Origin of the sequence: Streptomyces misionensis, from assembly GCF_900104815.1 — a bacterium.
GTDB lineage: Bacteria > Actinomycetota > Actinomycetes > Streptomycetales > Streptomycetaceae > Streptomyces > Streptomyces misionensis.
Map to the genome: position 1 here is coordinate 2,931,676 of NZ_FNTD01000004.1, position 12,025 is coordinate 2,943,700.

General features: G+C 74.6%; 11 protein-coding genes. 5 read left to right on the top strand and 6 right to left on the bottom strand.

Features of this window, described 5'->3' with window-relative positions; translation table 11 throughout:
- Positions 1 to 42 precede the first annotated feature (42 nt).
- The gene (gene pepN / locus BLW85_RS14990; RefSeq protein ID WP_070027155.1) at positions 43 to 2,610 is read right to left on the bottom strand and encodes an aminopeptidase N; all 2,568 of its coding nucleotides are present in this window, start codon (positions 2,608 to 2,610) and stop codon (positions 43 to 45) included.
- A 112-nt stretch (positions 2,611 to 2,722) separates the two neighbouring features.
- On the opposite strand from pepN, the gene BLW85_RS14995 reads away from it, so the two are divergent.
- Positions 2,723 to 3,193, top strand: coding sequence for a DUF1203 domain-containing protein (locus BLW85_RS14995; RefSeq protein ID WP_070027156.1), 471 nt, complete (start codon positions 2,723 to 2,725; stop codon positions 3,191 to 3,193).
- Here the strand turns inward: BLW85_RS14995 and BLW85_RS15000 are convergent.
- The 4 genes from BLW85_RS15000 to BLW85_RS40910 form a co-directional block, all read right to left on the bottom strand.
- The gene (locus BLW85_RS15000; RefSeq protein ID WP_074992303.1) at positions 3,144 to 4,043 is read right to left on the bottom strand and encodes a methyltransferase domain-containing protein; all 900 of its coding nucleotides are present in this window, start codon (positions 4,041 to 4,043) and stop codon (positions 3,144 to 3,146) included. The genes BLW85_RS14995 and BLW85_RS15000 overlap by 50 nt on opposite strands.
- 315 nt (positions 4,044 to 4,358) lie before the next feature.
- Positions 4,359 to 4,589, bottom strand: a complete 231-nt coding sequence (locus tag BLW85_RS15005) for a hypothetical protein (protein WP_074992304.1) — start codon at positions 4,587 to 4,589, stop codon at positions 4,359 to 4,361.
- Positions 4,590 to 4,647: 58 nt separating this feature from the next.
- Positions 4,648 to 6,843 (bottom strand): 4-alpha-glucanotransferase, encoded by a 2,196-nt coding sequence (gene malQ / locus BLW85_RS15010; RefSeq protein ID WP_074992305.1) that lies wholly within the window; start codon positions 6,841 to 6,843, stop codon positions 4,648 to 4,650.
- Complete coding sequence (locus tag BLW85_RS40910; RefSeq protein ID WP_074992306.1) at positions 6,844 to 7,131, bottom strand: hypothetical protein; 288 nt, start codon at positions 7,129 to 7,131, stop codon at positions 6,844 to 6,846.
- 108 nt (positions 7,132 to 7,239) lie between these two features.
- Here BLW85_RS40910 and BLW85_RS15020 point away from each other — a divergent pair, with 108 nt between their 5' ends.
- From BLW85_RS15020 to BLW85_RS15030, 3 genes are read left to right on the top strand one after another with little or no spacing between them, the layout of a single operon-like run.
- Positions 7,240 to 7,773: a PadR family transcriptional regulator gene (locus BLW85_RS15020; protein ID WP_074992307.1), complete on the top strand. Its 534-nt coding sequence runs from the start codon at positions 7,240 to 7,242 to the stop codon at positions 7,771 to 7,773.
- 17 nt (positions 7,774 to 7,790) lie between these two features.
- Positions 7,791 to 8,489, top strand: a complete 699-nt coding sequence (locus BLW85_RS15025) for an ABC transporter ATP-binding protein (RefSeq protein WP_074996080.1) — start codon at positions 7,791 to 7,793, stop codon at positions 8,487 to 8,489.
- Positions 8,486 to 9,850 (top strand): FtsX-like permease family protein, encoded by a 1,365-nt coding sequence (locus tag BLW85_RS15030; RefSeq protein ID WP_079172340.1) that lies wholly within the window; start codon positions 8,486 to 8,488, stop codon positions 9,848 to 9,850. Before BLW85_RS15025 ends, BLW85_RS15030 begins: the two co-directional genes overlap by 4 nt.
- Before the next feature lie 99 nt (positions 9,851 to 9,949).
- On the opposite strand, the gene BLW85_RS15035 is transcribed toward BLW85_RS15030, so the two are convergent.
- Positions 9,950 to 10,486, bottom strand: a complete 537-nt coding sequence (locus tag BLW85_RS15035) for an HNH endonuclease (RefSeq protein ID WP_070027169.1) — start codon at positions 10,484 to 10,486, stop codon at positions 9,950 to 9,952.
- A gap of 323 nt (positions 10,487 to 10,809) precedes the next feature.
- Between BLW85_RS15035 and BLW85_RS15040 the strand changes: the two genes are divergently transcribed.
- Entirely contained in the window at positions 10,810 to 11,919 is a 1,110-nt protein-coding gene (locus BLW85_RS15040; protein ID WP_074992308.1) for a mechanosensitive ion channel family protein, read from the top strand.
- Positions 11,920 to 12,025: the final 106 nt, after the last annotated feature.

The following is a 12,025-nucleotide window of genomic DNA, read 5'->3' on the forward strand; positions in this document are numbered from 1 at the left end:
GGCGCCCGGCGATCCGCCGGGCGCCCCTTCGGGTACCGCGTGCTACTCGGCCGCGTCCGCGGCCTGTGCCTTCAGGGCGCGCTCGATGCCCGCGCGGGACTCGGAGACCAGGCGGCGCAGGGCCGCGCCCGGCTCGGCCGCCGCCAGCCAGGCGTCCGTCCGGTCCAGGGTCTCCTGGGACACCTGGAGCGACGGGTAGAGGCCGATGGCGATCTGCTGGGCGATCTCGTGCGAGCGGGAGTCCCAGGCGTCCTTGACGATCTCGAAGTACCGCTCGGTGTAGGGCGCCAGCAGCTCACGCTGGTCGGTCTGGACGAAGCCGCCGATCACGGCCTCCTGCACCGCGTTGGGCAGCTTGTCGGAGTCGACCACCGACGACCAGGCCTCCGCCTTCGCCTCCTCGGTCGGCCGGGCCGCGCGCGCGGTGGCCGCGTGCCGCTCGCCGGCCGCGGTCTTGTCGCGCTCGTACTCGGCGGCGATCTCCGCCTCGTCGAACCGGCCCACCGCGGCCAGCCGCTCCACGAACGCCCAGCGCAGCTCGGTGTCCACGGCCAGGCCCTCGATGCTCTGCGAGCCGTCCAGCAGGGCCTCCAGCAGGTCCAGCTGCTCCGGGGTGCGCGCGGTCGCCGCGAACGCCCGCGCCCAGGCCAGCTGGTGGTCGCTGCCCGCCTCGGCCGCGCGCAGGTGCGCGAGCGTGGCGTCGGTCCAGCGGGTGAGCAGGGCCTCGCGGGCGGCCGGGTCGGCGTACAGGTCGATGGCCAGCTTCACCTGGCGGTGCAGCGACTGCACCACGCCGATGTCGGACTCCTTGCCGATGCCGGACAGCACCAGCGAGAGGTAGTCGCGGGTGGCCAGCTCGGCGTCCCGCGTCATGTCCCAGGCGGAGGCCCAGCACAGGGCGCGCGGCAGGGACTCGGTGAAGTCGCCGAGGTGCTCGGTGACGACCGCGAGGGACTGCTCGTCCAGGCGGACCTTGGCGTACGACAGGTCGTCGTCGTTGAGCAGGATCACGGCCGGCCGGCGCTTGCCGGTCAGCTGCGGTACGGCGGTCAGCTCGCCGTCGACGTCCAGCTCCACGCGCTCGGTGCGCACCAGCTTGCCGTCGGCGTCGAGGTCGTACAGGCCGATGGCGATGCGGTGCGGGCGCAGCACCGGCTCGCCCTTGGCGCCCGCGGGCAGCGCGGGGGCCTCCTGGCGGACGGCGAAGGAGGTGACGACACCCTCGGCATCGGTGGCGATCTCGGGCCGCAGGACGTTGATCCCGGCGGTCTCCAGCCACTTCTTCGACCAGGTCTTCAGATCGCGGCCGGAGGTCTCCTCAAGGGCGCCCAGCAGGTCGGACAGGCGCGTGTTGCCGAACGCGTGCCGCTTGAAGTACGCCTGCACGCCCTTGAAGAACTCGTCCTCGCCGACGTACGCCACCAGCTGCTTGAGGACGGAGGCGCCCTTGGCGTAGGTGATGCCGTCGAAGTTGACGAGGACGTCGTCCAGGTCGCGGATGTCCGCCATGATCGGGTGCGTGGAGGGCAGCTGGTCCTGCCGGTACGCCCAGGTCTTCATGGAGTTGGCGAACGTGGTCCACGAGTGCGGCCAGCGCGAGCCGGGCGCCGCCGCCTGGCAGGCGATGGAGGTGAAGGTGGCGAACGACTCGTTCAGCCACAGGTCGTTCCACCACTCCATGGTGACCAGGTCGCCGAACCACATGTGGGCCAGCTCGTGCAGGATCGTCTCCGCGCGCACCTCGTACGCCGCGTCGGTCACCTTGGACCGGAAGACGTACTGGTCGCGGATGGTGACCGCGCCCGCGTTCTCCATGGCGCCCGCGTTGAACTCGGGCACGAAGAGCTGGTCGTACTTCTCGAACGGGTACGCGTGGTCGAACTTCTCCTGGAACCAGTCGAAGCCCTGCCGGGTGACCTCGAAGATGGCGTCCGCGTCCAGGAACTCGGCGAGCGAGGGACGGCAGTAGATGCCGAGCGGCACCCGCTGCCCGTCCTTCTCGTAGACGCTGTGCACGGCGTGGTACGGGCCGGCGATCAGCGCGGTGATGTACGTCGAGATGCGCGGGGTCGGCGCGAACGTCCAGACGTCGTCCTGCGGCTCCGGGGTCGGCGAGTTCGAGATCACCGTCCAGCCGGCGGGCGCCTTCACGGTGAACTGGAAGGTGGCCTTGAGGTCCGGCTGCTCGAAGGAGGCGAAGACCCGGCGGGCGTCCGGCACCTCGAACTGGGTGTACAGGTACGCCTGCTCGTCCACCGGGTCGACGAAGCGGTGCAGGCCCTCGCCGGTGTTGGTGTACGCGCAGTCGGCGACGACCCGCAGGACGTTGCGGCCCTCCAGCAGGCCGGGCAGCGCGATCCGCGAGTCGGCGAAGACCTCGGCGGGCTCCAGCCGGTCGCCGTTGAGCACCACCTCGTGGACGGCCGGGGCCACCAGGTCGATGAAGGACTCCGCCCCTCCACGGGCGACGTCGAAGCGCACCGTGGTCACGGACCGGTAGGTACCGCCCTCCTGCGCGCCGGAGAGGTCGAGATCGATCTCGTACGAGTCAACGGTGAGCAGCTCGGCCCGCTGCTGCGCCTCTTCGCGAGTCAGGTTTGTGCCAGGCACGCGGTCATCTCCTCGTTATGTGTGGGTTGCGCCATCCTTCCATGCCACCTGGCGGGAAGGCGATGTCCGCATCCCGCCGGTGACGCGGGCGCCGTCGGCGGAGGGTGAACTCATGACGACCTACACCGTGTGCCCCGTACCCGCCGACACCCTGCGCGCCCTGCGGACGGTGGACGACGCGGGCCGCCCCGCGGCCCCGTACACCGACGAGGAGGGTGGCGCCCCGCTGCGCTGCTGCCTGCGCCGCAGCGCGCCGGGCGAGCGCATCGCCCTGGTCTCGTACGCGCCGCTGCGCCGCTGGGCGGCCGCGACCGGCGCCCGCCCCGGCGCCTACGACGAGCAGGGCCCGGTCTTCGTCCACGCCGGGGAGTGCCCGGGCTGGGCGGGCCCGGACCTCCCCTTCGACAACTCCCACCGCGTCCTGCGCCGTTACTCCGCCGAGGGCCGCATCCTCGGCGGCCGGTTGGTCCCGGCCGGCTTCCACCACGCCCTCACGGCCGCGTTCGAGGACCCGGAGGTGGCGCTGGTGCACGTCAGGGCGGTGGAGTACGGGTGCTTCCTGTACGAGGTGCGGCGGGGCTGACCGGCCCGGGGCGGCGCCGGTAGACGGTCGCGAGGACGGAGACGGTGACGCGCCCGGCCCCGGCCCCGGCGCCGGCCGCGTCCAGGTGGCGGGCGCTCGGCGTCATCCCGACCAGGTCGGCGGCCCGTTCCGCGTCGAGGGACAGCCCGTACTCGACCCGTTCGGTGCGGGCGGCCTCGAAGAAGGGGTGCAGCGCCCGGTGCAGCCGCCGCTCCTTGTCCGGGTCGGCCGCGACCGCCCCGGGCAGCCGGTGGCGCAGCTCGGCCAGGTGCCGCGCGGTGGGCCGTACGACGACCAGCCGGCCGCCCGGACGCAGCACCCGGTGGAACTCCCCGGGGTTGCGCGGGGCGAACACGTCCAGCACCACGTCCGCCGCCCGGTCGACGAGCGGGAGGGGCCGGAAGAGGTCCCAGCTCGCCGCGGCGGCCCGGTCGTGGGCCCGGGCGGCCGAACGCAGGGCGCGCGCCGAGGAGTCGAGGCCCAGTCCGTGCGCGCCGGGCAGCCGGTCGAGGACTCCGGCGAGGTAGTAGCCGGTGCCGCAGCCGGCGTCCAGGACGGTGCCCGGCTCCGCCGGCCGGGCGGCGACCAGCCGGGCCACCGCGCGGCGGATCGGCTCGTACCCGCCGGCGGCCAGGAACCGCTGCCTGGCGCGGACCATGGGCGCGTCGTCGCCGCTGGTGGCACGGGCTCCGGTGAGGAGGCCGACGTAGCCGTGGCGGGCGATGTCGAAGGCGTGCCCGGCCGGACAGCGCAGGGCGCCGTGGGCGGGACTCAGGTGGGGCGCGCCGCACGCGGGGCAGCGCAGCAGGGGGAGGAACGGTATGAGGGCAGGGGGATACGACGGGGGCATGAGCGGGCACTCCTGGCGGACCGAAGGGGAGGGGAGGTGCCCGCGGGTTCAGGCCGACGGGCACGCCGAGGAGGGCGATGCCGTCCGGCACCGCCCTCGCCGCCCTCCGGTCAGAGGAAGCAGCAGTGCGGAGTGCTCATGAACGCCATGACGGAGAGCCTAGTGCTGTGGCCGGGAAGGTTCGCGAGCCGGTGAACCTTTCCGGTCACAGCACTGGAGAGCCGGAAAACGCCGAGGGCGCCGACCTACCCCGGGGTACGGCTTTCGCGCGTACCGGCGGGAGGACAGGCGCCCCCGGCGAGGAGAACCGGACGGTCAGGCCTTGTTGGCCTGCGCGTCGGACTTGACGGTGATGTTGGACGAGGTGGTCTTCCCCTTCGCGCGGGACTTGTCCAGCACCATCACCAGACCGGCGATGACCGCGAACAGGGCGAGCGGGATCAGCACGTACAGGCCCAGCGTCTGGATGACGCTCAGGCCCGGGCCGGGGTCGTCGCCGTCGTCGCGGGTCAGCGCGAGCGCGGGGGACGACATGAGCAGCATCATCAGCGTCGTACCGGCGGCCAGGGCGCCGGCGCGCAGGGCGTTCTTCTTGTCCCCGATCTCAAGTTAGCGAATCACCCGGAAGGCCGCGCGCCCGGGGTCCCGTAGCGGCCGCTCCCCCGCCCCTGAGCTGCCCGAACACCTCCAGCAGCGCGCGCAGCCGCGGTGCGGCGGTCAGCTCCTCCAGCGGCACCGGCCGGCCCGTGCGGTCCGCGATCGGCAGCCGCCAGTTGGGGTACTCCGCGCTGGTGCCCGGCAGGTTCTGCGGACGGCGGTCGCCCACCCCGTCCGGGAGCCAGACGCCGATCAGCCGGGCCGGGGTGCGCAGCAGGAAGCGGTGGACGGCACGGATCTCGGCCTCCTCGTCGGTGCCGGGCGGCCCGGTGGCCGTGCTGTCCAGCAGGCCGAGGCTGCCGAGCAGGGCGAGCCATTCGGCGGCGTCCGCGGCGGCGGCGGTGCGTTCCTCGCCGGCGGGGCGGGTGAGCAGGCCGAGCCGGTCGCGCAGCTCGACGTGGTCGCCGGTGAGCCGGGCGGCGGTGGGCGGCAGGTCGTGGGTGGTGGCGGTGGCCAGGCAGTCGGCGCGCCAGCGCTCGGGGGGCAGCGGGCGGCCGTCGCCAGTCCAGTCGCGCTCGAACCAGAGCACGGAGGTGCCGAGCACTCCGCGCCGTTGCAGCGTCTCGCGGACGCCGGGCTCGACGGTGCCGAGGTCCTCGCCGATGACGACGGCCCCGGCGCGCCCGGCCTCCAGGGCGAGGACGGCGAGCATGGCCTCGGCGTCGTAGTGGACGTAGGTGCCCTCGGTGGGCGGGCTGCCCTCGGGCACCCACCAGAGCCGGAACAGGCCCATGACGTGGTCGATGCGCAGGGCGCCGGCGTAGCGGAACAGGGCGCGCAGCAGGGCGCGGTAGGGGGCGTACCCGGTGGCGGCGAGGCGGTCGGGGCGCCAGGGCGGCAGGCCCCAGTCCTGGCCGCGGGCGTTGAAGGCGTCCGGCGGGGCGCCGACCGACATGCCGGCGGCGAAAACATCCTGCTGCGCCCAGGCGTCGGCGCCGGCCGGGTGCACCCCGACGGCGAGGTCGTGCACGATCCCGACGGCCATCCCGGCCTCCCGGGCGACGCGCTGCGCGGCCCGCAGCTGCCCGTCGGTGAGCCAGGCCAGCCGGGTGTGGAAGGCGACGCGGTCGGCGAGGTGGGCGCGGGCGCGGGCGGTCGCCGCGGAACGCGGGTCGCGCAGCCCGTCCGGCCAGGCGCGCCAGTCGGGGCCGTGGACCTCGGCGAGGGCGTGGTAGGCGGCGTGGTCGTCGAGGGCCTGTCCGTGGGCGGCGCAAAAGGCGTCGTAGGCGGCCTGCCGGCCGGGGCCGAGGGGCACGGCGAGTACCTCTTCCAGCGCCTGCCGCTTCACCTCCCACACCGCGTCCCGGTCGATGAGGGCGCCCTTGTCCAGGACGGCGGCGCGCAGCCGTGCGGCCCGCTCCAGGAGCGCGTCGAGCCGGGTGCGGTCCGCGACGTACGCGTACTCGGGCACGTCCTCGATCCGCAGGTGCACGGGGTCGGGGAAGCGCCGGGAGGAGGGCCGGTAGGGCGAGGGGTCGGTGGGTGCGCCGGGCACGGCCGAGTGCAACGGGTTGACCTGCACGAACCCGGCCCCGGCGGTCCGCCCGGCCCAGCCCGCCAGCTCCGCGAGGTCCCCGAGGTCGCCCATCCCCCAGGAGCGCCGGGACAGCAGCGAGTACAGCTGGACGAGCAGTCCGTGGGAGCGGCCGGGCGGGGCGGGCAGCCGGTCGGGGGCGACGACGAGGTGGGCGCGGGCGGTGCGGCCGTCGGGGGCGAGGGCGGTCAGCCGGTGGACGCCGAGGGGCAGTCCGGCGACGAGGGCGGCGGCGGACGAGGGGGCGTCCTCTCCCGCCCCGGCACCGCCGTACGACTCCCAGCCCGTGCCCTCCGTACCCTCCTCGGCCTCCACCCGCAGCCGGGTGCCGGCGGGCAGGTCACCGAGGGCGGCGGGGCCGCCCGGGTCGCCCGCCCAGTGCACGACGGTCGGCGGCAGCAGCCGCTGACGCAGCTCGCGCTCCCTGCCGGCGAGCGCGGCGCGGACCGCGTCCGGGGTGCCCGCGTCGACGCCGAGGGCGGCCAGCGCGGCGACCACGGCGGAGGCCGGGACGGTGACCGTGCGGTCGGGGGCGGGGCGGTAGGAGACGGCGACCCCGTGCAGCCCGGCGAGCCGGGACAGTTCCGCGTCCGCGGGCGCCCCGGTCATCTACGCCCCCGCCGCGTACGCGTCCGGCTCGCTGGTCAGGGAGCCGGTGTCGGCCAGTGGGGGTTCGCTGGTCAGGGGCTCGGCGTCGGGCAGCGGTGGTTCGCTGGTCAGCGGCGCGGTGGTGGCGGCGGCCTCCGCGTTGAACGCGTACAGCCTGATCTCACCCGTCTCGCTCGACTCCATCGACTCGATGGTCTCGGCGGACGTCTCCACCAACGGTTTTCGCTCGCCGGAACCCCGCCCGTGTTTCCACTGGGCCGGGATCGGGCTTCGGGCCGGTGCGGCCACGGGGGCCTCCTTGTCTGTGCGGCGGCCTGGGTTATCGCAGCCCTACCCCGTGAACGCGACCCCACTCACTATTCACTCAGTACATGTACTTGATGCATACTGATCACCATGAGCACCCGGCACATCCTCCTGGGCCTGCTGGAGGCGGGGCCGAGCCATGGCTACGACCTCAAGCGCCGCCACGACGAACGCTTCCCGCAGGCCCGGCCGCTGGCGTACGGGCAGGTCTACACGACCCTGCAACGCCTGGTCAGGGACGGTCTCGCGGAGATCGAGGGGACGGACGCGGACGGCGGGCCCGAGCGCACGCTGTACCGGTCGACCGCCGCCGGGGCGAGGGAACTGGCCCGGTGGGCCGGGGAGATCACCCCACCCGCGCCCTTCGTGGCGAACGAGATCTTCGCCAAGGTCGTCGTCTCCATCCTGGCCGGCGGCGATCCGGCCGCCTACCTGCGCGCCCAGCAGGCCGCGCACAAGGCGCGGATGCGGGAGCTGACGGCGGTGAAGACGGACCCGGGCGCCGATCTGGCGACCGTGCTCTCGGCGGACTACGCCCTGAACCACCTCGACGCCGACCTCCGCTGGATGAACACCACGGCGGCCCGGCTGACCACTTTGACCGCGGAGGTCGACACCGCATGAACCACAGGGGGGACACGATGACGGACGAGGGGGGTTCCCGGACGCCGCTGCTGGCGGGCCGGGGCCTGGTCAAGGCGCACGGCAGGACGCCGGCGCTGCGCGGCGCCTCGATCGCGCTGGCGGCCGGCGAGATCCTCGCCGTGACGGGGGCGAGCGGCAGCGGCAAGTCCACGCTGCTGCACCTGCTGGCGGGGATCGTCCGGCCGGACGAGGGTTCGGTGACGTACGCCGGGCAGCGGCTCGACCGGCTGCCGGAGCAGCGGCTGACCGAGCTGCGCCGCACCGACTTCGGCGTGGTCTTCCAGTTCGGGCAGCTGATCCCGGAGCTGACGGCCGTGGACAACGTGGGGCTGCCGCTGCTGCTGGCCGGGGCCTCCCGCGCCGAGGCCCGGCGGCGGGCGGGCGAGTGGCTGGAGCGGTTCGGGGTGCGCGGCCAGGAGGAGCTGCGGCCCGGGGAGCTGAGCGGCGGGCAGGCGCAGCGCGTGGCACTGGCCCGGGCGCTGGTGACCGGCCCCAAGGTGGTCTTCGCGGACGAGCCGACGGGCGCCCTGGACTCGCTGGCGGGCGAGCAGGTGATGACGGCCCTGGCGCGCACGGCCCGCGAGGCGGGCACGGCGGTCCTGCTGATCACGCACGACGCGCAGATCGCGGCGTACGCGGACCGCGAGGTGCGGCTGAGCGACGGTCTGGTGCTCCCGGCGGAGGTGGCGGCGTGACGCGCCGGGCGCCGGGCGGCGCGATCGCGGCCGAGGCGCGGCTGGCCTGGCGGCTCGGCCGGGGCGCGGACCGGCGGGAGTGGTGGCGGGCCGCCCTGACCGCGGCCGGGGCCACGCTGGCGACGGGCGTCGCGCAGGCCGCCGTGGCACTGGCCTCGCTGCGGGGGCAGTACCACGTGTCCGTGGGCGGCGGTCTGCTGGACCGGCCGGGCGAGCGTTCGGGCGTGGTCCTCACCCTGCTCCTGCTGCTGGTGCCGGTGCTGGGGTTCCTCGGGCAGTGCGCCCGGATCGGTGCCGTGCACCGCGACCGCCGGCTGGCCGGGCTGCGGCTGGCCGGTGCCACCCCGGCCCAGGTGCGCCGGATCGCCGCGCTGGAGACCGGCCCGGCCTGTCTGCTGGGCTCGCTGCTCGCCACGGCCGCGGCCGCCCTGGTCCTGTCCCGGCTGTGGAGCGGCCCGCCGCCGGCGGCCTGGGCGGGCCTGGCGCTGGTCGCCCTCGCGGTGCCGGTGCTGGGCACGGCGGTGGCCCTGCTGGCGCTGCGCCGGCTGGTGGCGTCCCCGCTGGGCTGGGTGCGCCGGGTGCGGCCGCGCGACGGAGGACGGCGGTGGCCGCGCTACGCGGCCGGGCCGCTGATCGTCCTGCTGTCGGCGCTCTGCGCCTTCGGCGGTGCCCGCGGCCGGCTTCCGCTGGTGGTGTGCGCGCTGGTCGTCGCGGTCGGCGCGGGCACGGTGGGACTGGCCGGGGGCACCGCGCGGCTGGCCGGCCGGCTGGTGGCGCGGCGGGCCCGCACGGCGGCGGCGCTGATCGCGGCGGAGCGGCTGCGCGACGACCCGTGGGCCGCGGCCCGCACCCACGCGGCCGTGCTGCTGGTCACGGTGGTCGGCACCGGTTTCGTGGGGGTCCGGCAGGCGCTCCTCGCCGATCTGCACCGGATGCGCCGCGACCATCAGCTCGGCATGCCGATGGCCTTCTACACCACCGGCATCGCCCTGGCGGGCGCCGCGGTCCTCGTCGCCCTCGCGATCACCCTGTGCGGTCTCGCCGTCGGCACCGCGGAGTCGCTGGCGGCCCGCCGCCGGGGGCTGGCCGCGCAGCTCGCGGCCGGGGTGCCGAGGGCGGTGCTCGGCCGGGCGCTGCTGCTGGAGACGGCGCTGCCGCTGCTGCCCGCGGTGGTGCTGGCGGGCGCCGGGGGCATGGCGATCGGCACCTGGTACGCCGCGCTGACCGGCCCCGGCCTGGTCGTGCCGTACGCCGCCCTGCTGGTGCCGGTCCTCGTGTACGGCTGCTGTCTCGCGGCGGCGGCCACCGCGCTGCCGCTGCTGCGCCGCTCGGCGCGCCCGGCGGAGCTGCGGTACGCCTGACGCGCGCGGGACCGGGTGCGCGGGCACGGCCGTACGGTCCCGGGGGCGCGGGGGGCTCCCGGGGCCGTACGGCCGTCGGATGCGCGAAGGCCCGGATCGTCAGGCTGAGATGCCGTCGATCCGGGCCATGGCGTCGTCCGCGCCGTACGGCTGGAGGTAGGGCAGCCAGCGCGGGTCCCTGTGGCCGGTGCCGATGATGCGCCAGGCCAGACCGGTGGGCGGGGCCGGTTTGTGGCGCAGGCGCCAGCCGAGTTCGACGAGGTGGCGGTCGGCCTTCACGTGGTTGCAGCGGCGGCAGGATGCCACCACGTTGTCCCAGACGTGCTTGCCCCCGCGACTGCGCGGGATGACGTGGTCGACGCTGGTTGCGACGCCACCGCAGTACATGCACCGGCCCCCGTCCCGCGCGAAGAGCGCACGACGGGTCAGAGGTACGGGCCCCCGATAGGGGACCCGGACGAATCGCTTGAGCCGGACCACGCTGGGTGCGGGGACTGTGACGGTCGCGCTGTGCATATAGGCGCCGGATTCCTCGAGGGAGACGGCCTTGTTCTCCAGGACGAGGACGAGCGCGCGGCGGAGCGGTACGACGCCGAGCGGCTCGTACGACGCGTTGAGGACCAGGACATGCGGCACGGGTGCCTCCTTGGGCGTCGGCGGCGCGTGGCTCGCGCCGGGACGATCTGCAGCCAGTCTCCCCTCATGCCTGGTGGCGGCGCCACCATGTCCCGGTAACGGGCTGGGAGTGTTTTCGACCACAGGTGATTCATCCCCCGTTTCACCGCCTGTTCAAGCCAGGGTGAGCCGTGTCTCTCCTGCGCCCCTCCTTGGCGGATCCGCCAAGGGCACACACAATGCCCCGTTAGTGTGGTGGTCCTGTCCGACCGGTGGTCCTTTCGTGATCTCGCAGCCCTTGACCGCCCCGCCGGTGCGGACGCGCAGCACTGGAGGTACCTGCCGTGTCGTCCTTGCCCGTGGTCCTGACGGCCGCCGGTGCGTCACCGTCCCCGTCGCCGTCGCCGTCCGGTACGGCGCCGGCCGTGCCGACGCTCCAGGACGCCCAGGAGAGCGCGACGAACGCGGCGAGCTGGGTCGAGGAGAACTGGTCGACCTGGCTCGCGATGGGTCTGCAGATCCTGCTGATCATCGTGGTGGCGGTGGCGCTGCGCGCGGTGGTGCGGCGGGCGATCACCAAGCTGATCGAGCGGATGGCGCGCACCGCGCAGGCCGTGGACGGCACCGCGCTGGGCGGGCTGCTGGTCAACGCGGAGCGACGGCGGCAGCGTTCGGCGGCGATCGGGTCCGTGCTGCGCTCGGTGGCGAGCTTCCTGATCCTGGGCACGGCGGCACTGATGGTGCTGTCCACCTTCAAGATCAACCTGGCTCCGCTGCTGGCGTCGGCCGGTGTGGCCGGTGTGGCGATCGGTTTCGGCGCGCGCAACCTCGTCACGGACTTCCTCTCCGGCGTGTTCATGATCCTGGAGGACCAGTACGGCGTCGGTGACGTGATCGACGCGGGCGTGGCCACCGGCGAGGTGATCGAGGTGGGCCTGCGCGTGACCAAGCTGCGCGGCTCCGACGGCGAGATCTGGTACGTCCGCAACGGCGAGGTCAAGCGGATCGGCAACCTCTCCCAGGGCTGGGCGACGGCCGGGGTCGACGTGACCGTGCGGGCGAGCGAGGACCTGGACCGGGTCAAGGCGACGCTGGACGAGGTCGCCGAGAAGATGAGCAAGGAAGAGCCCTGGAACGAGCTGCTGTGGGGCCCGATCGAGGTGCTCGGCCTGGACTCGGTCCTCATCGACTCCATGGTGGTGCGCCTGTCGGCCAAGACGATGCCGGGCAAGTCGGTGACGGTCGAGCGCGAGCTGCGCTGGCGGGTCAAGCGCGCCTTCGACGCGGCGAGCATCCGGATCGTCGGCGGCGCCACGGCCGTCGAGGACGTCGAGGACACCCCGGACCCCACCGCCACGGTGGCCGCCCCCTCCGCCTTCTCCAACGCCGACTCGCCGCAGTCCGCGGCGGCGACACCGATCACCACCCAGCGGACGGCTCCGCCGCGGAAGTAGGGGAACGGTTCAGCACGCTCGTTCGAGTGAGGGGTGGGGCATTCCGGCGCGGTGGCGCTCGGGGTGCCCCATCGTTCTGCCGGGGCGCCCGGAGCGGGCTTAGCCT